General features: G+C 72.8%; 18 protein-coding genes. 9 read left to right on the forward strand and 9 right to left on the reverse strand.

Annotated features, from left to right (window positions below; translation table 11 throughout):
* Positions 1 to 4 precede the first annotated feature (4 nt).
* Positions 5 to 766 carry an SDR family oxidoreductase gene (locus AB5J73_RS30655; RefSeq protein WP_370962142.1) on the reverse strand — a complete coding sequence of 254 codons (762 nt, stop codon included), beginning with the start codon at positions 764 to 766 and terminating at the stop codon, positions 5 to 7.
* Positions 763 to 1899 carry an acyl-CoA dehydrogenase family protein gene (locus tag AB5J73_RS30660; RefSeq protein ID WP_370973395.1) on the reverse strand — a complete coding sequence of 379 codons (1137 nt, stop codon included), beginning with the start codon at positions 1897 to 1899 and terminating at the stop codon, positions 763 to 765. The genes AB5J73_RS30655 and AB5J73_RS30660 overlap by 4 nt, the downstream gene beginning before the upstream one ends.
* A 91-nt stretch (positions 1900 to 1990) precedes the next feature.
* Between AB5J73_RS30660 and AB5J73_RS30665 the strand changes: the two genes are divergently transcribed.
* Genes AB5J73_RS30665 through AB5J73_RS30685 form a run of 5 tightly spaced genes read left to right on the forward strand, consistent with a single transcriptional unit; the run spans position 1991 to position 7440 of the window.
* Positions 1991 to 3520, forward strand: coding sequence for a FadD3 family acyl-CoA ligase (locus tag AB5J73_RS30665; RefSeq protein WP_370962143.1), 1530 nt, complete (start codon positions 1991 to 1993; stop codon positions 3518 to 3520).
* Positions 3517 to 4362 carry an enoyl-CoA hydratase gene (locus AB5J73_RS30670; RefSeq protein ID WP_370962144.1) on the forward strand — a complete coding sequence of 282 codons (846 nt, stop codon included), beginning with the start codon at positions 3517 to 3519 and terminating at the stop codon, positions 4360 to 4362. Before AB5J73_RS30665 ends, AB5J73_RS30670 begins: the two co-directional genes overlap by 4 nt.
* Complete coding sequence (locus tag AB5J73_RS30675) at positions 4362 to 5492, forward strand: acyl-CoA dehydrogenase family protein (protein WP_370962145.1); 1131 nt, start codon at positions 4362 to 4364, stop codon at positions 5490 to 5492. Before AB5J73_RS30670 ends, AB5J73_RS30675 begins: the two co-directional genes overlap by 1 nt.
* On the forward strand, positions 5489 to 6400 hold the full coding sequence (locus tag AB5J73_RS30680) for an acyl-CoA dehydrogenase family protein (RefSeq protein ID WP_370962146.1): 912 nt from the start codon (positions 5489 to 5491) through the stop codon (positions 6398 to 6400). The genes AB5J73_RS30675 and AB5J73_RS30680 overlap by 4 nt, the downstream gene beginning before the upstream one ends.
* The gene (locus AB5J73_RS30685; protein ID WP_370962147.1) at positions 6397 to 7440 is read left to right on the forward strand and encodes an acyl-CoA dehydrogenase family protein; all 1044 of its coding nucleotides are present in this window, start codon (positions 6397 to 6399) and stop codon (positions 7438 to 7440) included. Before AB5J73_RS30680 ends, AB5J73_RS30685 begins: the two co-directional genes overlap by 4 nt.
* Here the strand turns inward: AB5J73_RS30685 and AB5J73_RS30690 are convergent.
* From AB5J73_RS30690 to AB5J73_RS30700, 3 genes are all read right to left on the reverse strand, one after another.
* Positions 7437 to 9251, reverse strand: coding sequence for a flavin-containing monooxygenase (locus AB5J73_RS30690; protein WP_370962148.1), 1815 nt, complete (start codon positions 9249 to 9251; stop codon positions 7437 to 7439). The genes AB5J73_RS30685 and AB5J73_RS30690 overlap by 4 nt on opposite strands.
* A 90-nt stretch (positions 9252 to 9341) precedes the next feature.
* Entirely contained in the window at positions 9342 to 10514 is a 1173-nt protein-coding gene (locus AB5J73_RS30695) for a GAF domain-containing protein (protein WP_370962149.1), read from the reverse strand.
* A gap of 494 nt (positions 10515 to 11008) precedes the next feature.
* Positions 11009 to 11755 (reverse strand): sigma-70 family RNA polymerase sigma factor, encoded by a 747-nt coding sequence (locus tag AB5J73_RS30700; RefSeq protein WP_370962150.1) that lies wholly within the window; start codon positions 11753 to 11755, stop codon positions 11009 to 11011.
* An 84-nt stretch (positions 11756 to 11839) separates the two neighbouring features.
* Here AB5J73_RS30700 and AB5J73_RS30705 point away from each other — a divergent pair, with 84 nt between their 5' ends.
* Both AB5J73_RS30705 and AB5J73_RS30710 read left to right on the forward strand, forming a co-directional pair.
* Positions 11840 to 12526, forward strand: coding sequence for a TetR/AcrR family transcriptional regulator (locus AB5J73_RS30705; RefSeq protein ID WP_370962151.1), 687 nt, complete (start codon positions 11840 to 11842; stop codon positions 12524 to 12526).
* An 80-nt stretch (positions 12527 to 12606) separates the two neighbouring features.
* Positions 12607 to 13608 (forward strand): TerC/Alx family metal homeostasis membrane protein, encoded by a 1002-nt coding sequence (locus AB5J73_RS30710; protein ID WP_370962152.1) that lies wholly within the window; start codon positions 12607 to 12609, stop codon positions 13606 to 13608.
* On the opposite strand, the gene AB5J73_RS30715 is transcribed toward AB5J73_RS30710, so the two are convergent.
* A complete protein-coding gene (locus AB5J73_RS30715; RefSeq protein WP_370962153.1) occupies positions 13588 to 14004 on the reverse strand; it encodes a VOC family protein in 417 nt (138 codons plus the stop codon). The genes AB5J73_RS30710 and AB5J73_RS30715 overlap by 21 nt on opposite strands.
* Before the next feature lie 22 nt (positions 14005 to 14026).
* Here AB5J73_RS30715 and AB5J73_RS30720 point away from each other — a divergent pair, with 22 nt between their 5' ends.
* Both AB5J73_RS30720 and AB5J73_RS30725 read left to right on the forward strand, forming a co-directional pair.
* Positions 14027 to 14671: a GntR family transcriptional regulator gene (locus tag AB5J73_RS30720; protein WP_370962154.1), complete on the forward strand. Its 645-nt coding sequence runs from the start codon at positions 14027 to 14029 to the stop codon at positions 14669 to 14671.
* A 32-nt stretch (positions 14672 to 14703) separates the two neighbouring features.
* Positions 14704 to 15522, forward strand: a complete 819-nt coding sequence (locus tag AB5J73_RS30725; RefSeq protein WP_370962155.1) for a DUF427 domain-containing protein — start codon at positions 14704 to 14706, stop codon at positions 15520 to 15522.
* Here the strand turns inward: AB5J73_RS30725 and AB5J73_RS30730 are convergent.
* The 3 genes from AB5J73_RS30730 to AB5J73_RS30740 form a co-directional block, all read right to left on the reverse strand.
* Positions 15517 to 17466 (reverse strand): DNA/RNA non-specific endonuclease, encoded by a 1950-nt coding sequence (locus tag AB5J73_RS30730; protein WP_370962156.1) that lies wholly within the window; start codon positions 17464 to 17466, stop codon positions 15517 to 15519. The genes AB5J73_RS30725 and AB5J73_RS30730 overlap by 6 nt on opposite strands.
* Positions 17467 to 17606: 140 nt before the next feature.
* Positions 17607 to 19214: a CocE/NonD family hydrolase gene (locus AB5J73_RS30735; RefSeq protein ID WP_370962157.1), complete on the reverse strand. Its 1608-nt coding sequence runs from the start codon at positions 19212 to 19214 to the stop codon at positions 17607 to 17609.
* Entirely contained in the window at positions 19211 to 19804 is a 594-nt protein-coding gene (locus tag AB5J73_RS30740) for a TetR/AcrR family transcriptional regulator (protein ID WP_370962158.1), read from the reverse strand. Before AB5J73_RS30740 ends, AB5J73_RS30735 begins: the two co-directional genes overlap by 4 nt.
* Positions 19805 to 19814 lie beyond the last annotated feature (10 nt).

Raw genomic sequence — 19814 nt, forward strand, 5'->3', positions numbered from 1 at the left:
GCTCCTAGGGGTGCTGGCTGCTGACGGAGACGACTTCGCCGGTCAGGTAACCGGCGTAGTCGCTGGCGAGGAAGACCATGACGTTGGCGACTTCCCACGGTTCGGCGGCGCGGCCGAAGGCTTCGCGTTTCGTGAGGTCGTCGAGGAGTTCGTCGCTGGTCACCTTGGCGAGGAACGGGTGCATCGCCAGGCTGGGGGCGACGGCGTTGATCCGGACGTGGTGTTCGGCGGCATCGAGCGCGGAGCAGCGGGTCAGCGCCATGACCCCGGCCTTCGCGGCGGCGTAGTGGGCTTGCCCGGCTTGGGCGCGCCAGCCGATCACCGAGGCGTTGTTGACGATCGCGCCGCCGCCGCCCTGGGCGACGAACTGCTTCAGCGCCGCGCGGGTGCAGCGGAAGGTCCCGGTGAGGGTGATGTCGAGGACCTTGGACCACTCGTCGTCGGTCATCTCCAGCACGGACTTCGCGCCGCCGAGCCCGGCGTTGTTGATCAGCACGTCGACGCGGCCGTAGTGCGCCACGGCGCCGTCGACGAGCGCCTGGACCTGCTCTTCCTGAGTGACGTCGCAGGGGATCGCGTGCACGTCGCCCAGTTCCGCGGCCTTTTCCTTCAGCCGCCGCTCGTGCCAGTCGCTGATGACGACTTCCGCGCCTTCCTCCAGGCAGCGCTTGGCCGCGGCGGAGCCGATCCCGGTGCCGGCGGCGGCGGTGACCACGACGACCTTCCCCGCGAGCAGGTCGTGGCCGGGCACGTAGGGGGGTATCACGGGCGGGCCTCCCGGGGCAGGCCGAGGACGCGCTCGGCGATGATGTTCCGTTCGATTTCGTCCGAGCCGCCGTAGATCGTGTCGGCGCGGGTGAACAGGTAGAGCCGCTGCCAGTCGTCCAGTTCGGCGCCGGCCGAGGTGAGCGAACGCGCTCCGCGGGCGCGCACGGCGAGTTCGCCGAGGCCCCGGTGCCACTGCGCCCAGAGCAGCTTGCCGACGGCGACTTCCGGACCGGCGGCCTGGCCCAGCGTCCGCAGCGCGTGGGCCCGCAGGACGCGCAGGCCGATGCGGGCGCGGGCGAGGTCGGCGCGCAGGAGCGGGTCGTCGTAGGTGCCGGTCCGCCGGGCTTCGGCGGTGATGTCGTCGAGTTCGCGGCGGAAGCCGATCTGCTGGCCGAGCGTCGACACCCCGCGTTCGAAGCCGAGGGTCGCCATCGCGATCTGCCAGCCCTCGCCGGGCTCGCCGACGACGAGATCGGCGGGCGTGCGGGCGTCGTCGAAGAAGACTTCGTTGAACTCCGACGTGCCGGTGAGCTGCTGGATCGGCCGCACGGTGACGCCGTCCTGGCGCAGCGGCACCAGCAGGTAGGACAGGCCGTGGTGGCGCCGGGAGCCGGGTTCGGTGCGGGCGATGACGAAGCACCAGTCGGCCACGTGCGCGAGCGACGTCCAGATCTTCTGCCCGTTGATGACCCATTCGTCGTCGCGCCGGACCGCGGACGTCGAGACGGCGGCGAGGTCGGAGCCGGCGCCGGGCTCGGAGTAGCCCTGGCACCACAGTTCCTCGACGGCGAGGATCTTCGGCAGGAACCGGGCCCGCTGCTCGGGCGTGCCGAACGCGATGAGCGTCGGGCCCAGCAGCTGCTCGCCGATGTGGTTGACCCGGGCGGGGGCGCCGGAAGCGGCGTACTCCTCGTGGAAGGCGACCTGCTCGGCCAGCGACAGGCCCCGGCCGCCGTGCTCGGCCGGCCAGCCGACGCCGGTCCAGCCCGCGGCGGCGAGGTGGCGTTCCCAGGCCAGCCGCAGCTCGAACTCCTCGTGCTCGCGCCCCGGGCCGCCCAGGCCGCGCAGCCGGGCGAATTCGCCGGTCAGGTTGGCGGCCAGCCAGCCGGCGACTGCACGGCGGAATCCCATCGGTTCCACACACGCCTCCTTGCTGCCGGGCCGGTCCGGCACCTAGGGTAATGAGAACACGTTCTAGTTTGTCGGTCCAGAGGAGGGTGTGGTGGGAAGAACCACGATCCCGGCCGTCGTCCGGGACGCCGCCGCCAAGTTCGGCGATGCGGAGGCCCTGGTCGACGGTGAGCTGAGGCTCGGCTTCGACCAGCTTCTGGAACGTGTTCGAACGGTCGCGCGCGCCTTCCTCGCCCGCGGTGTCGAGCCCGGTGACCGCGTCGCGATCACCCTGCCGAACACCTGCCACTGGGTCCTGACCGCACTGGGCGCGCTCTACGCGGGCGCGACGCTGGTGCCGGTCAACACCCGGTTCACCGCCGCCGAGACCGTGGACCTGCTCGTCCGCAGCCGGGCGAAAGCGCTGGTCGTGGCGGCCGACTTCCTCGGCACCGACCGCCACGCCGCCGTCCGGGCGACCGGCGCGGAACTGCCCGGCCTCGGCACCGTCGTCCGGGTGGCCCTGGAGCAGCCGCACCGGCCGGTCGAAGGCACCCTCGGCTGGGACGAGTTCCTCGGCCTCGCCGAGCGCGTGCCCCTCGCCGCCGCCGAAGCGCGGGCCGACGCCGTGCGGCCGGACGACGTCAGCGACATCCTGTTCACCTCGGGCACCAGCGGCCGCTCGAAGGGCGTGCTGTCGGCCCACCGCCAGGCGGTCGGCGTCGCCGCCGCGTGGGCGGAGTGCGGCCGGGTCACCGCCGACGACCGGTACCTGGTGATCAACCCGTTCTTCCACAGCTTCGGCTACAAGGCCGGGATCCTGGTGGCGCTGCTGACCGGCGCGACGCTCGTCCCGCAGGCCGTCTTCGACGTCCGGGCGGCCCTGGAGCTCATCGAGCGGGAGCGCATCTCCGTGCTGCCCGGCGCGCCGACGATCTTCCAGTCCCTGCTGCAGGAACGCCGGGGCGATCTCCCGTCCCTGCGGCTCGCGGTCACCGGCGCCGCCACGGTTCCCGCGTCGCTGGTCCGGCGGATGCGGGCCGAGCTGGGGTTCGAGATCGTCCTCACCGCCTACGGTCTCACCGAAGCCGTCGTGGTGACGATGTGCCGCCCCGGCGACGACGCCGAGCTGGTGTCCCGGACGTCCGGCCGCGCGACCGCCGGGTTCGAAGTCGCGATCCAGGGCTCGCCGGGCGAGATCGTGGTCCGCGGGCCGAACGTGATGCTCGGCTACCTCGACGACCCGGAAGCCACGGCGAAGGCGGTCGACGGCCAGGGCTGGCTGCACACCGGCGACGTCGGCGAGCTCGACGACGGCGGCAACTTGGCGATCACCGGCCGGCTCAAGGACATGTACATCTGCGGCGGCTTCAACGTCTACCCGGCCGAGGTCGAGCACGCGCTGACCGAACTGGACGGCGTCCGCGACGTCGCCGTCGTCGGCGTCCCGGACGACCGGCTCGGCGAGGTCGGCAAGGCCTTCGTCGTCGGCACCGGGCTGACCGAGGAAGCGGTCGTCGCGTTCTGCCGCGAACGGCTCGCCAACTACAAGACCCCGCGGTCCGTCGAGTTCGTGGACGAGCTGCCCCGCAACGCTTCCGGCAAGGTGCTGAAGCGGCTGCTGACCGAGGAGAACGCATGAGTGAACCGGTGGTCCGCATCGAGCGGCGCGGTCCGGTCGCGGTGGTCACGATGAACCGGCCGGACTACCGCAACGCCCAGAACTCCGCGATGACCTACGCGCTGGACGACGCTTTCACCGCCGCGGTCAACGACCCCGAGGTGAAGGTGATCGTGCTGGCCGGGGAAGGCAAGCACTTCTCGGCCGGGCACGACATCGGCAGCCCGGGCCGCGACGCCGACCAGTCGTTCGACCGGCGCGCGGTGCTGTGGTGGGACCACACCGACAAGGCGGGCGGCGACCAGCGGTTCGCCCGCGAGTCCGAGGTGTACCTCGGGATGTGCCGCCGGTGGCGGGAGATCCCGAAGCCGATGATCGCCAGCGTCCAGGGCGCCTGCATCGCCGGCGGGCTGATGCTGGCCTGGGTGTGCGACCTGATCGTCGCGGCCGACGACGCGTTCTTCGCCGATCCCGTGGTGCGCATGGGGATCCCCGGCGTCGAGTACTTCGCGCACCCGTGGGTGCTCGGCCCCCGCGCGGCGAAGGAAGTCCTGTTCACCGGCGAGCGGTTCACGGTGCAGCAGGCCAAGGAGTGGGGCATGGTCACCCGGATCGTGCCGCGCGCGGAACTGGAAGAGCACACCCTGGCGCTGGCGGAGAAGATCAGCGCGATGCCGTCGTTCGGACTGGCGCTGGCGAAGAAGGCCGTCAACCAGGCCGAGGACCTGATGGGCCTGCGGTCCGGGATGGACTCGGTGTTCGGGCTGCACCACTTCGCGCACGCCCACAACGCGGAGACGTCGGAAGACTCGCTCGGCGGCCAGTCGGCGCGGTCGATGCGCGACGCGAACAAGGGGGGCTGATGGACCTCGACATCGACGAGGCTTCGGCGGCCTTCCGCGACGAGGCCCGCGAGTGGCTCGCGTCGAACGTCCCCGCGCTGCCTTCGATGGACACCGCGGAAGGGTTCGCGGCGCACCGGGAGTGGGAGGCGCGGCTCGCCGAGGCGCGGTGGTCGGTCGTGTCGTGGCCCGCCGAGTACCACGGGCGGGACGCCTCGATGCTGCAGTGGCTGCTGTTCGAGGAGGAGTACTACGCGGCCCGCGCGCCGGGCCGGGTGAGCCAGAACGGCATCTTCATGCTGGGCCCCACGTTGTTCGCCCACGGCACCCGGGAGCAGCGCGACCGGATCCTCCCGCCGATGGCCCGGGGCGAGCAGGTCTGGGCGCAGGCGTGGTCGGAACCCGAAGCGGGCAGCGACATCGCCGCGTTGCGCAGCACGGCGGTGCGCACCGCCGGCGGGTGGCTGCTGTCGGGGCAGAAGACGTGGAGTTCGCGGGCGAGTTTCGCCGACCGGGCGTTCGGGTTGTTCCGCACCGACCCCGAGGCCCACCGCCACCACGGGCTGACGTACTTCATGGCCGACCTGCGCGCCGACGGCGTCACCGTCCGGCCGATCCCGCAGCTGGACGGGGAACCGGGGTTCGCGGAAATCTTCTTCGACGACGTGTTCGTGCCCGACGCCGACGTGATCGGGGAGGTGGGGCAGGGGTGGCGGGTCGCGATGACGACGGCCAACAACGAGCGCGGCTTGTCGTTGCGCAGCCCCGGCCGGTTCCTCGCCGCCGCCGATCGGCTCGTCGACCTCTGGCGCGCACAGGACGCGCCGGAGTCCACAAAGGACCGGGTGGCCGACGCCTGGATCGGCGCCCGGGCCTACCAGCTCTACACGTTCGGGACGGTGAGCAGGCTCGCCGAGGGCGGCGAACTGGGCCCGGAGTCCAGTGTGAACAAGCTCTTCTGGTCCCACCTCGACGTCGAACTGCACGAAACCGCGCTCGACGTGCTCGGCCCGGCCGGGGAGACCGACGAGGACTGGGTGAACGGCTACCTGTTCTCCCTCGCCGGGCCGATCTACGGCGGCACGGACCAGATCCAGCGGAACACGATCGCCGAACGGCTGCTGAAGCTCCCGAGGGAGGCCCGCCGATGAGGTTCCTGCTTTCGCCGGAGCAACGGCAGTTCTCCGCGGCCCTGCACGACCTGCTCGGCGGGGCGGACACCGCGGCCGCCGCCCGGGCGTGGGCGGCGGGGGAGCACGACCGCGGCCTCAAGCTCTGGCGCGCGCTCGCCGACGCCGGGGTGTTCGCGCTGCTCGTGCCCGAGGAGCACGGCGGGCTCGGCGCCGGCCCGGTCGACCTGGTGGTCGCCTGCGAAGCGCTCGGCTACCACGCCGTCCCCGGCCCGCTCGTGGAGTCGGCGGCGGTCGCCCCGGCGCTGCTCACCGGCCACCGGCTGACCGCTCTCGCCGAGGGCGACCTGCTGGCCACCGTCGCCGCCCCGCCGGAAGTCCCGCTGGCGCTGGACGCCGACGTCGCCGGCGTCGTGCTCGACCTGACCGGCGCGGAACTCGCCGGTGCGGAGCCGGTCCGCTCGATCGACCCGGTCCGGCGGCTGTTCCGCGTTTCCGGCACGCCGGTGGCCGACGCGCCCGCGTTCGACCTCGGCGTCCTGGCGGTGGCCGCCCAGCTCCTCGGTGCCGGGCAATGGCTCCTGGACTCCTCCGTCGCCTACGCCAAGCAGCGCAGCCAGTACGGCCGGGCGATCGGCGAGTACCAGGCGATCAAGCACCTGCTCGCCGACGTCGCCACCCGGCTCGAACTGGCCCGGCCGCTGCTCCACGGCGCGGCGGTCGCCGGCGGGACGTTCGCCCGGGACGTCTCGGCGGCCAAGGTGATGGCCGGGGACGCCGCCTACCTGGCCGCACGGACCGCCCTGCAGGTGCACGGCGCCATCGGCTACACCGCCGAGCACGACCTCGGCCTGCGGCTGACGAAGGTCCGCGCGCTGGCCGGGGCCTGGGGGACCGGGTCGTTCCACCGCGCGCGGGTGCTGCGATGACGGACCCGATGGACACCGAGGAAGCCCGCGCCCTGCGGGACGCCGTGCGAGCGCTGCTGACCCGGCGGTCGGGGCCCGAGGCGGTGCGGGCCGCGATGGACTCGCCGCTGGGCCACGACGACAAGCTGTGGTCGACGCTGTGCGAGCAGATCGGCGTCGCCGCCCTCGCCGTCCCGGAGCACTACGGCGGTGCGGGCGCGGGACTCGCCGAGGCCTGCGTGGTCCTGCAGGAACTCGGCCGGACGCTGACCCCCGCGCCGATGCTCGGGTCGGCGTTGCTCTGCGGCGAGGCCCTGCTCCGCGCCGGCAACGACGAGGCCTGCGAACGGCTGCTGCCGGGCATCGCCGCCGGCACCACCCTCGCCGCGCTGGCCTGGGCCGGCGAGGACTGGGCGCCGGGGCTGAGCGCGTCGGACGCCGGGCTCGACGGCCGCGCCCACTACGTCCTGGACGGCGACATCGCGGACGTCCTGCTGGCCGTGGCCCGGACCGCGGACGGCGCCGGCCTGTTCGAAGTGCCGCTCGACGGCGTCCGCCGCGAGCGCGTGACGACCCTCGACCCCACCCGCCGGCTGGCCGTCGTGGACTTCGCCTCGACGCCGGCCCGGCGCCTCGACGCCGGCGGTTTCGAGCGGCAGCTGCGGCGGCTGCTCGACACGGCGGTGATCGGGGTGGCCGCGGAGCAGGTCGGCGCGGCGGCCCGGGCGCTGGAGCTGACGGTGGAATACACGAAGCAACGCCGTCAGTTCGGCCGGCCGATCGGGTCGTTCCAGGCGCTGAAGCACCGGATGGCCGACGTCCACGTCCACGTCGAAGCGGCCCGCTCGGCGCTGTACGCGGCCATTGTGGACGGTGACGAAGAAGCCGTCGCGGGCGCGAAACTCGTGTGCGGCGAAGCCTTTTCGCACGCCGCCGCGGAAATGATCCAGCTCCACGGCGGCATCGCGATCACCTGGGAGCACGACGCCCACCTGTACTTCAAGCGCGCGCACGGGACCGCCCTGCTCTTCGGCGATCCCGCGCGCGCACTCGGTTCCTAGGCGAGGTGGTGCACCTCCTGCAGCCCGTACACCGGCGTCGGCAGGCCTTCGGCGCGGGCCTTGAGCTGCAGGGCGAGGTAGAGCGAGTAGTGGCGGGACTGGTGCAGGTTCCCGCCGTGGAACCACAGCCCCTCCTGCCGCGTGGGCTTCCACATGTTCCGCTGCTCGCCTTCCCACGGCCCGGGGTCCTTCGTGGTGTCCGAGCCCAGGCCCCACACCTTGCCGACCTTGTCGGCGACCTCCTGGCTGATCAGGTCCGCGGCCCAGCCGTTCATCGAGCCGTACCCGGTGGCGTAGACGACCAGGTCCGCTTCCAGCTCGGTGCCGTCGTCGAGCTTCACGGAGTTTTCGGTCAGCTCGGTGACCTGGCCGTGCGCGAGCTTGACGTCGCCGTTCGCCACCAGGTCCGCGGCGCCCACGTCGATGTAGTAGCCCGAGCCGCGGCGCAGGTACTTCATGAACAGGCCGGAGTCGTCGTCGCCCCAGTCGTGGCGGAAGCCCGCGGCTTCGAGACGGTCGTAGAACTCCTGGTCGCGGTCCTTGATCGCCGCGTACACCGGCTGCTGGAAGGTGTGCATGATCCGGTAGGGGAGCGAGGCGAACGTCAGGTCCGCCTTCTGCGTCGTCATCCCGGCGGCCAGCGCGCGCTCGGAGTAGAGGTCGCCCAGCCCCAGGTCCATCAGGGAGTCCGACTTCACGATGTGCGTGGAGCTGCGCTGGACCATGGTGACGTCGGCGCCGGCTTCCCACAGCGCGCCGCAGATGTCGAACGCCGAGTTGTTGGACCCGATGATCACGGCCTTCTGGCCGCGGTAGGCGTCCGGGCCGGGGTGCTGGGAGCTGTGGTGCTGTTCGCCCCGGAAGCGATCTTGGCCGGGCAGGACCGGGACGTTCGGCTTGCCCGACATGCCGGTCGCGAGCACCAGCTGCTTCGGCTTGAGGACCACCTCTTCGCCGTCGCGGTCGAGGACGACCGTCCACTCCTTCGCCGCTTCGTCGTAGGAGGCGCTCTTGCAGGTCGTCGACGACCAGTAGTTCACCTCCATGACCTTCGTGTACATCTCGAGCCAGTCGGCGATCTTGTCCTTGGGCGCGAAGACCGGCCAGTTGCGCGGGAAGTCGAGGTAGGGCAGGTGGTCGTACCAGACCGGGTCGTGCAGGCAGAGCGACTTGTAGCGGCCGCGCCACTGGTCGCCGGGGCGGGCGTACCGGTCGACGACCACGTGCGGCACGCCGAGCTGGCGCAGCCGGGCGCCCAGCGCGATCCCGCCCTGGCCGCCGCCGATGACGACGACGTACGGCTGCCGCGTGGTGCCCAGCTCCGCCGCTTCCGCCTGCCGCGCTTCGGACCAGGTGACGCGGTCGCGGTTGACGCCGTGCTCGGCGCCCTTCGGCCGGGCGGTGCCGAGCGGCTCTTCGTGGCCCTTCAGCTCGTGCAGGGTGGTGAGCAGCGTGAACGCGCCCTCGTCGGTGAGCCGCAGGTGCCCGCGTCCGCGCCCGGCCGCGGTCTCGAAGCCGATCCACGCCTCGACGACGCCGTCGGTCTCGGTCGGCTCCTCGGTGGCGTGGAAGCCGCTCGCGTCCGTCGTGTCCATCGTGGCGAGCAGGAGGTCCTTGACGCCGTCGCGGTTTTCGACGGTCTTGAGGTTCCAGGTGAAGGCGACCAGGTCGCGCCAGAACGACGTGGTGGCGAAGAGGGCGGCCGCCCGGTCGGCGTCCCGGGCCGCGAGCGCGGCCTCGAAGTCGGCGAGCCAGCCGTCGACGCGCTGCCGGGCACCGAGGGCCGCGGCCGGTTCGAGGGTCTGGGTCATGAGCGGACCTCCCCGTCTCGGGCACCGTCGTCGTCGGCGGCGCGTTGAGGGCAGCCAACCCCGGCGGGCCGGGTCCGCGTAAGGGTTGCCCTAGGGTTGCATCACGACTTCGACGCCGGGCGCGATCCGGTACGGCCGGGCGAGCAGCAGCCCGCCGACGAGCTTGCGCAGCCGGGACAGCTCGGCGCGCACGGTCACCAGGTGCGTGCGATCGCCGTAGACGGTTTCCGACAGCTGCGCGGCGGACATCCCGGCGGGTCCCGCGGCCGCGATCAGCCGCAGCAGGTCGGCCTGGCGCCGTCCGAGCGGGTGCGTCCACCGCGCCGAGCCTTCGACGATCGCGCGCGGCGGCCCGAGTTCGAGGGTGAGCCGCAGCGGTTCCCGGCGGCTCGGCCGCAGCAGCCAGCCCCCGGGCACCGGCTCGGGTTCGCACACCCCGATCCCGCGCACGGCCACCGGAACGCCTTGCCGCGGCGCGGCGACCCGGTCGAGGCCCGGCACCCCGCTCTGCGCGGCGACCCAGCCGTGGTCGTCGACGACCAGCCCGGGCCCGCCGCGGAGCACGTGCCCGGACAGCTGCCGGAGCCCTTGCAGCTTGGCCTCGTGCCGTTGCCACAGCAGGGATTCGGCCAGCCGCACCGACGTCCCGACCAGCGCGACGGTCATCGGGTGCACGGTCTCGGCCGGCCCGCTGACGTCGACGATGCCGAGCAGCTCCCCGGTCCGCGGATCGTGCACCGGGTAGGCGGTGCAGGCCCAGGTGTGGTGCGACCGCACGAAGTGCTCGGCGGCGAACATCTGCACGGGCGCGGCCTCGGCCAGCGCGGTCCCGATCGCGTTGCTCCCGATGGCGGGCTCGGACCAGGTGGCGCCTTCGGTGAAGCCGAGCGAGTCGGCGCGGTGCCGCACCCGGCGTGCCCCTTCGCGCCAGAGGACGACCCCGTCGGCGTCGGTGACGACCATGAGGTGGTGCGCGTCTTCGGCGACGGAGGTCAGCGCGCCCCGCAACTCGGGCAGCACTTCGCTCAACCGGCAGCCGTTGCGCCGCCGTTCGACTTCGGCGACCCCGACGGGATCGGGCGCCGGCGGCCGATCGGGATCCACCCCTTGCGCGGCTACGCGTCGCCAGGAGCGTTCGACGAGCAGCCGCGGAGCGGTTTTGGGCGGCTTCCCGGCGAGGACGGCGTCGTGGATACCCGCGAGCAGCCGGGCGTGCCCGGCGACGTCGGTGCCGGGCCGGACCGCGCAGACGCCTTCGTCCACCGCCACCTCCTGGGCCGTGGCATCACGGTAACCCGGCCGGTGGGGGGTGGGGCAACCTTCCCGCAACCCCCGGGGCCAGCGGGGGGATGCATCCCGGATGCCGTGGAGGTGCCCCGCACGGCATCCGGTGCCCGGGTCTCGGTGCGGGCGGGTTGGTGCTTCCGGTTGGGTGGCAGCGGTTCGGTCGAGGTCGCGAATGACTCATTGGGGACCTCCAAGGTCGCGAATGACTCATTCGCGACATGCGGTGTGCGTCTTGCGGCGTCTGGTGTCCGGGTCCGGTCGAAGTCGGGGGTGGGCTTCCGGTTGGGTGGCGGCGGTGGGGTGGAGGTCGCGAATGACTCATTGGGGGCCTCCAAGGTCGCGAATGACTCATTCGCGACACCCCGGCGAACCCCCTCCCGTAAAGCAACCGTGCCTGGGGTAAGTCGTGGCCGGGTGGCAGGTGTCGCGGGTCGGCCCGGACGTGGGTGCGCACCGCCGGGGCGAGCGGGTCAGCCCGTGAGCCGGGCCGCCATCGAAGGGAGTTCGCGGTTCGCCTCGTCCAGGCCGGTCGCCACCGTGCGGCAGGCTCCGCAGCCCGCGATGTGCTCCGCGATCGCCGTCGCCCGCCGCGGGGACAACGCTCCGCGGACCCACGCTCCCATCCGGCGGCGGGGTTCGCGGCAGATCGGTTCCTCCGCGTCCGGTACCTGGACCTGCAGGTACGCCTGCCGCAATCCTTCACGCGCGCGCATCGCCAGCGCCGCCACACTATTGGGTGAAAGTCCGAGCAGGGGGGCCACCTCCGTCGGGGTGTCGCCCTCGGCTTCGGTCCGCCAGAGCACCGTCCGCCAGCGGCCGGGCAGTGTGCAGTAGGCCGTCCACACCAGCTTCTCGTTGGACCGGTGCAACGCCAGTTCGTCGGCCCCGCCGGTGGCGGACGCCTCGGGGACCGTCTCGCACAGCTCGACGCGGCTGCCTTGCTTGCCCCAGCGGGAAACCAGGTTCCGCATGGTCACGACGAGGTACGGCCGCAGGTCGCCGTCCGGGCCGCCGCCGGCGCGGACCACCGCCAGGACGCGGGTGAACGCCTCGGCCACCAGGTCGTCGCGCTCGGCGGGCTGCGCGGCCCAGCCGCTCGCGATGCGGCGCAGCGGGCCCGCGTGCCGGCGGAACAGGGCGCCGCCCGCGGCGAGGTCGCCGGCGCGGAGGGCGGCAAGCAGCTCCGCGTCCGGCGGGTCCTCTTCTGCTGTCCTCATCGGTACTCTCCGTGACCGCGCTGCACTCAAAGTAAGAGGTACGGCAGTGTACGCCATAGCGTCGCGCCGGTACACTCCGTGCCGATGACATCGACGGACAGGCCGCGGCCGCCCGACGGGCGGGCCGTGCGGTGGGCCGGGCAGCGGGAACGCCGCCGCGGCGAGTTCGTCGAGGCGGGCCTGCGCGCCATCGCGCGGTACGGGCCCGAGGTGTCCACCGAGCAGATCGCCGACGAAGCCGGCGTCGCGCGCACGCGCCTCTACCGGCACTTCGCCGGCGCCGCCGACCTGCAGCACGCCATCGCGGGCCGGGTCGCGGAGCTGATCACCGCCGAATTCGCGCCGCTGTGGAGCCCCGGCGGCACGCCGATGGACCTGATCCGGACGGCGATCGGCGCGCACACCCGCTGGCTGGCCGAGCACGGCTCGCTCTACCGCTACCTGACCAAGCACGGCATGGACGGCGCTCCCGACGTCTTCGCCGACGGCAAGACCGCCATCGCCCGCCAGCTCACCGTCGTCTTCGAGCACTACCTCGGGCTCTTCGGCATGGACACCCGCGTCTGCGAGGCCGTCGCGTTCGGGCTGGTCGGCCTCGTGGAAACGAGCACCTCGCGCTGGCTGGAGAACCCCCGCGAGGTCACCCGAGCCGAGCTGGCCGCGCTGCTGGCGCGCTGGGTCTGGGGGATCGTCGACGACACCCTGCGCGCGGGCGGCGTCGCGCTCGACCCGGACGAGCCGCTCGCCGCCGCCGACCTCACCCCGCGCTGACCGTCCACAGTGGAGTCAGGGTGCGCGGTCGCGGCCCCGCCCTTACGATCGCCGCAAGCACGCGGGAGCGGGGGAGCGGGATGGGCATCGGCGCCGGCACGTGGCTCGTCACCATCGGCGTCGTCCTGGCCTTGCTGGCCGTCGACCTCGTGCTCGCCGCGGTCCGGCCGCACCGGGTCGGGTTCGGCGAGGCGGTCGCGTGGTCGGTGGGCTACATCCTCGTCGCGGTGGCGTTCGGCGTCTGGCTGGCGCTGGCCCACGGCGGTGAGTTCGGCGCCGAGTACTTCGCCGGATACATCGTCGAAAAGAGCCTGTCGGTCGACAACCTGTTCGTGTTCGTGATCATCATGACGACGTTCGCCGTCCCGGAGGAGCATCAGCACAAGGTGCTCACGTTCGGGATCGTGCTCGCCCTGGTGATGCGCGGGCTCTTCATCGCGCTCGGCGCCGCCCTGCTCGCGTTGTTCTCCTTCATGTTCCTGCTGTTCGGCCTGCTGCTGATCTTCACCGGCGTCCAGCTGTTCCGGCACCGCGACGCCGACCCCGACATCGAGCACAACCTCGTCGTGCGCACCGCGCGCCGCCTGCTGCCGGTGTCGGAGACCTACGACGGCGGCAGGCTGATCACCACGGCCGGGGGACGGCGGCTCGTCACCCCGCTGGTGGTGGTCCTGGTCGCGATCGGCGGCGTCGACCTGCTGTTCGCGCTGGACTCGATCCCGGCGGTGTTCGGCGTGACCGACGAGCCCTTCATCGTCTTCGCCGCCAACGCCTTCGCGCTGCTGGGCCTGCGCGCGCTGTACTTCCTCGTGAAGGGACTGCTCGACCGGCTGGTGTACCTCTCGGCCGGGCTCGCGGTGATCCTCGCGTTCATCGGCGTGAAGCTGATCCTGCACTGGGCGCACGTCGACATCGACGCGCGCGTCCCGGAGATCGCCACCCCGGTCAGCCTCGCGGTGATCATCGGCGTGCTCGCCGTGGTGACCGTCGCCAGCCTGGTCAAGACCCGGCGCGACCCCGGGGCGAAGGCGCACCCGGGCTCGCTGCGCGGGTCCGGCGAATCAGACCGCGAAGACCTGTGAGTCGTCGGCGAACGCCTTGAACTCCAGGGCGTTGCCGGCCGGGTCGAGCAGGAACATCGTCCACTGCTCGCCGGGCTGCCCCTCGAACCGGAGGTAGGGCTCGATCACGAACGCCGTCCCGGCGGCGCGCAGCCGCTCCGCGAGCGCGTGGAACTCCTCGACGGCGAGGAGCAGGCCGAAGTGCGGCACCGGCACGTCGTGCCCGTCGACCGGGTTGTGCGCCCGCTCCGGCCGGGACGGCGCCAGGTGCGTGACGAACTGGTGGCCGTGCAGGTTCCAGTCGACCCACCTCTCGGCGCTGCGGCCCTGCTCGAGGCCGAGGACCTCGCCGTAGAAGCGGCGGGCGGCGGCCAGGTCGTCGACGGGCACGGCGAGGTGGAAGCGGGGGAGAGTCATGTCTGAATGTTAACATTACGACATGAGTGCTCAAGTGGCTCCCGCGCGGCGGCGCGGGCTGGCCGACGAGGTGGCCGACCGCATCCGCGACGCGATCTTCGACGGCGGGTACGCCCCGGGCAGCCAGCTGCGCGAGGCGGAGCTGGCGGCGGCGCTCGGCGTCAGCCGCGGACCGGTCCGGGAGGCGCTGCTCAAGCTGGAGCGCGAAGGGCTGGTCCGCGGCGAATGGCACCGGGGCACCACCGTCACCGCACTGTCCGATGCGGACGTCGCCGAGCTGGACAGCCTGCGGGCGGCGCTCGAACAGCTCGCCGTCGCACTGGTGGTCGAGCGCGCGCCCGGCCTGGCGGAGATCGACGCCGTCGTCGGCCGCATGGAACGGGCGGCCGACGAACACGAGATGGTCCGCTGCGACCTCGCGTTCCACGACGCCGTCTACGCCGCCGCCGGTCACCGTCGCTTGCGCGAAGCGTGGGAAGCGATCCGCTCGCAGGTGCACCTGTTCCTGCTGACGCGGATCGGCGTCGAGTCCGCGGGCTACCTCGCCGGCATCCCCGCCGAGCACCGCGAACTCGCCGAGGCGCTGCGGGCGCGTGACCGGGAGGCCGCGCTCGAGCTCTTCGCCGTGCACCGCCGGCGCGCGGCCGACGTCCTGCGCGGGAGTTGACGGCGGCCGCGTCCGGCGCGGATCGTGGACGGATGGCGACACGCATGGGTGCGCGGTTCACCGGCGATCTGGCCGAGCTGCGCTACGAACCGGTGGCGAAGCGGGTGCGGGCGGTCGCGGGTGGACGGACGTTCGCCGACTCGCGCCGCGCGGTGCTGGTCTGGGAGCCGAAGCGGGTCGTGCCGTCGTACGCCTTCCCGCTGCCGGACCTGCGGGCGACGCTGACCCCCGAGGCCGGCGAAGAAGCGGCGGCGCACCCGGTCCGGCTGGCCGAGGGCGGTCCGCCGGTCCTCGACCCGCGGACCGCGTTCGCCGTGCACACCTGCGCGGGCGAGCCGCTGACACCGGCCGGGGACGGCGTGACGCTGCCGGGCGCGGGCTTCCGGCCGGCCGACCCCGACCTCGCCGAGCACGTCATCCTCGACTTCGCGGCGTTCGACGAGTGGCTCGAGGAGGCCGAACCGATCGTCGGCCACCCGCGGGACCCGTTCGCGCGCATCGACGTCCGGCGCAGCGACAGCCGGGTCCGGATCGAGGTCGACGGCGTCGTCGTGGCGGACTCGGCCGCGCCCCGGATGCTGTTCGAAACCGGCATCACCACCCGCTTCTACCTGCCGCGCGAAGACGTCCGGATGGAGCTGCTCGCGCCGTCGGCCACCCGTACCACGTGTGCCTACAAAGGACACGCGAGCTACTGGTCGGTGGGCGCGCACCCTGATCTCGCCTGGACCTACGAGGAACCGCTGTCCGACGCGCGGGACGTCGCCGGGTACATCGCCTTCCTCACCGAACGCGCCGACGTCTTCCTCGACGGCGAACCGCAGCCGCGGCCGGTCACGCCGTGGTCATAGCACCAGGTCGCCCGGACCGCCGATCTCCCGCACCTCGCCGGTGGATTCCCGCTGTCCCAGCGGATCCGCGTCCGGCAGCTCGCCGAACGACAGCCCGGTGAGCTCGGCGACGCGGCGGACGGGCACCTGGTACGTGCGGTAGGCGCCGTAGCTGAACTCGCCCTCGACCTCCAGGCCCTTGATCAGCTCCTCCTGGCTCAGCAGGTACGCCGTCGCCGAGAGGGTGCCGTCGGACTTCACCATCGCGACGACCTTCCAGAACTGGCGCGGCAGCCGGACCCCGCGGTACCGGTCGTCGTCCTCGGCGAGGACCGGGCCGGTCAGCACGGTGACCTTGAGGTCGTGGTTGTCCGCGTTGTTCAGCACGTAGTCCTCGAGCCCGGCCCACGTGGTCTTGTTCTGGTTGAAGTCCTTGTGCTGCGGCGAACAGTTCGTGAAGTGGAACGTGTCGTCGTTGCCGAGCTGGGCGATCGCCTCCGTCGCGCCCCACGCGGGGTCGAGGCGGCGGACCAGGTGGCCGCGGTCGAGCGGGTTCGCCCGGTAGATCTCCTCGCCGACCTGCTCGGCCTCCTCGACCCGCGGGTCCAGCGACCAGTGGTCGGCTTCGCGGTGCAGCGACCGGCTGGTGCGCCCGTCGATGTTGACCGCGGTGAACAGCGCGAGCCGCCGCTCCTTGTGCAGCACGACGCTGAAGTGGTGGTACGGCAGGACGTACCGCGGCTCGGCGGTGGCCTGCCGGTTGAGCGCGGCCAGCGGCACGAGCGCGGCGGGCAGGGTGGGCAGCGGCACGGTGTGCCCGGGGAGGAAGGCCGGGTCGTAGCCCTCGCGGTTCGAGTAGTCCGGGTCGATCCGGCCGGTCTCCGGCCCGGCGGCCGGTGCCGGTTCGGCGCGCAGCCGGATGTCGACCGGCGTCGTCAGGGTGAGCACTTGCGGCCCGCCGTTCCCGGCGGCCGGCGCCGGCGCCGTGCGTTCGGCGCGGGTCGACAGCCGGTCGACGAGGGCCTGCTCCCCGGCGGTGAACCGCTGCGCGCGCAGGAAGGCCAGCAGCTTGCTGACCCGGATGCCTTCGTTGATGAAGCGGCCGAGCTCGGCGTGGTCGCCGGTGGGGACGCTCGCGTGGTGCAGCGCCACGACCTCCCACTGGTCGTTGAACACCGGCGAGCCCGACGACCCGGGTTCGGTGTCGGTTTCGTAGTGCAGGAACTGCTCCAGCACGTCGACGACGCGGTTTTCGCGCAGGGCGACCTTCTTCTTCTCGCCCTTCGGGTGCTGGACGATCGTGACGAAATCGCCGACGATCGCCTTGCCTTCGGTGCCGATCAGCCGGTTGTACCCGAAGCCGCTCAGCTCGGCGGCGGACGCCCGGACGGCCACGAGCGCGAAATCGAGGTCCTCGTCGGCGGCGAAGAAGCGGCCGGGGTCCAGCCGGAACGCGTGCACCGGCCGGGGCAGGCCGTCGACGCCGTCCTGGTAGTCGAACTCGATCACGCTGAACCCGGCCGTCGCCGCGTCGGGCAGCACGTGGTGGTTGGTGAGCAGCAGTTCCGGCGACACCAGCGACCCGGTGCCGTAGCCGGTGAGCCTGCCGTGCTCGTCGCGGATGTTCACCCGGCCCACGGCCGACGCGGCCCGCACGCCGCCTTCGAGGTAGCCGACGCCGAGGAGGTCGTCGGTGAGGATGATCCGTTCGAGGATCGCGCCCGCCGCCGCCATCGCTGCGGGCTCCCCGGCTTCGATCGCCGCCGGGCTGACCGGGCGCACGTCGGGGTGGTAGCGGGCGAGCCGGTCGATCCGGGTGGCCACGCGGCGCGGCTCGTCGGCCCTGGCGATCCCGCCGGGGGTGCGGAGCAAGGCGATCCTGGCCCGGCGTTCGACGGTGCGGCGGTCCGCGCGCGCGGCGGCGGCCGCCTGCTGGTCGGTGGGCCGTTCGGTCTCGACGTCCACGGTGCCTCCCCGTCCGAAACGGAAATCACCGCGTTAGTCGCATTCACCAGGGGCGTGTTACACGATTTCCGGTGTTTCGGCCGGAATGTGATGTGGTCGATTCTGTCTTTTTCGAGATTGATGGAGAAAATAACCGCCCGCTAAGCGCGGACGGGCAGGACCACCGCCGACCCGGGGTGGACCTCCTGGTCGGCGGCGCGGAGGGTGACCGCCGTGGCGTGCGGCTCGCCGGTGCCCGGATTCCTGGCGTAGCGCGGGAAAGCGCCGCTGGAGACCTGGACGCGGATGCGGTGCCCGCGCCGGAACCGGTGCGCGGTCGGCCAGAGCGTGACCCGGACGCCGGCGAGTTCGTCCGCGTTCGTCAAGCTGGTGAGGCCGTCGCAGACATTCACCGAGCGGCCAGCCGGATCGACGTCGCACAGCCGGACGAAGACGTCGGCGAACCGCAGGCTGGAGCGGAACCGGATTTCCGCGCTCACCTCACCGACGATTTCCACGTCTTCGCCGAGTGCGGCCGTCGTGTAGGTGAGGACGTCGGCGCGGGCCTCCAGTGCCGCGTTGTCGACCCGGCCCGCGTCGGGGGCCATGCGCACGCCACCGGCCGCGGGCGTCGGATCCGCGGGGTCGTAGCGGTAGCGGTCCGGTGCGGAACCGGCGGGCTCCCCGGTCGACAGGGCGCCACCGGGCTGGAGGTGGAACCGTTGCGGCGCATAGCCTTCCGGCGGCCACGACGCGAAGTCGCGCCAGTCTTCCTCGCCCATGACGTACAGCCGGACCGGCGCCCGTTCCGGCGGTTCCTCGCCGCGGGCGTGCGCGAGCCCGAACTCGAGGGTTTCCCGCAGGGCCAGGCCCGCGCCGCTGAGCAGGTCGGCGCGGCCGGCGTGGGTCCACGGCCCGACGGTGAGCCGCGGCCGCCGCCCGGCGTCCTGCAGGGCCCGGAAGTCGCGGAGCTGGCCCGGCAGGAAGATGTCGTACCAGCCGCCGATCGAGCTGACGGGCACGGTGACGCCGGCGACGCGGGACCGGTGGTCGGCCGCGGCCCAGTGCGGGTCGTGCTCCGGGCGGGTGAGGATGTCCTGGAGGTAGCCGGAGCGGTGGCCGATGGCGACGACGTCGGCCTGGGAGAGCGGGAGCGTGGTCAGTGCCCGCGCGAGCTTCTTGGCCTGGGCGCGCTGCCGCAGCAGTGCGAAACGGCGCTCCTGGACCGCGACCTGGACGCCCCAGCCGAACGGTGTCTCCAGCGAAAAGCCGTCCTCGCGCAGGAATTCCAGCGTCAGCCCGGATTCGGTGACGTGCGGGATCATCGCCTTGACCTGCGGCGGCAGCCGGTCGGCGACGGCCCACTGCACGTACCCCAGGTAGCTGGCGCCGGTGAGCACGAGGGCGTCGCCGAACCACGGCTGCGCGATCACCCAGTCCAGCGTCGCCAGGCCGTCTTCGCGTTCCTGGCGCAGCGGGTCGAAGCCGCCGCCGGACCCGAAGCCGCCGCGGGTGCTCTGCACGAGCACCTGGAAGCCGCGTTCCGCCAGCGGCCGGGCCAGGATCGAGCCGAACACGCCCCGCCGCCCGTACGGCGTGCGCAGCAACGCGGTCGGCAGTCCGGCGCCCGTGCGCGGTGCCCACCGGTCGGCGAGCAGCTCGGCGCCGTCGGGCATCGGGACGCGCAGGTCTCGCTGGACGACGAGGTCCCGGGTGGCCGGGCCGGGCAGCTTCAGCAGGCGTTCGGCGAGCAGGCTGATCGGCTTCACCGGGACTCCTTCGTGAGCAGGTCGGTCACGACCGAGCGCACCCGCTCCAGCCGGTCGGTGAACCCGGCGGCGTCGAGCGGCTCCGGCCCCTCGACGACCCAGGTGTTGACGACCGCGGCGGCACCGCCGGTCAGGAAGGCGGCCAGGTCTTCGACGCCCTGCGCGTCGAGCCGGTCGCCGAGCACCCGGCCGATGTGCTGCCGGTTGAGTGGGAGGAACACGCTGGTCAGCGCTTTGTTGAGGGCGAACGCGGCCGGGCCGGTGAGCAGGGCCCGGTAGAACCGCCGGTGCGCGGCGAAGTGGCGGGCGAGGGCGAGCAGGGCCGCGCGGTCGTCGGGTTCGGGCGGGCCGTCCAGGAGCTCGCGCCGGACGAGGTCGAGCGCGGCTTCGAGGACGAGCGCGTCCCGGTCGCCGAACTGCTGGTAGAGCACCTGGCGGCTGACGTCGGCGGCGCCGGCGATGTCGGACACCGGCACGGCGGCCGTCCCCCGTTCGCCGACCAGCTCGACGGCGGCCCGCATCAGCGCGGTCCGCGACCGGCGCACCCGCCGGTCCTTCGCCGGCGCCTCGGTCGTCCACTCGGCTGACATGTGTTCGATA

It is taken from the genome of Amycolatopsis sp. cg9, from assembly GCF_041346945.1.
Classification (GTDB): domain Bacteria; phylum Actinomycetota; class Actinomycetes; order Mycobacteriales; family Pseudonocardiaceae; genus Amycolatopsis.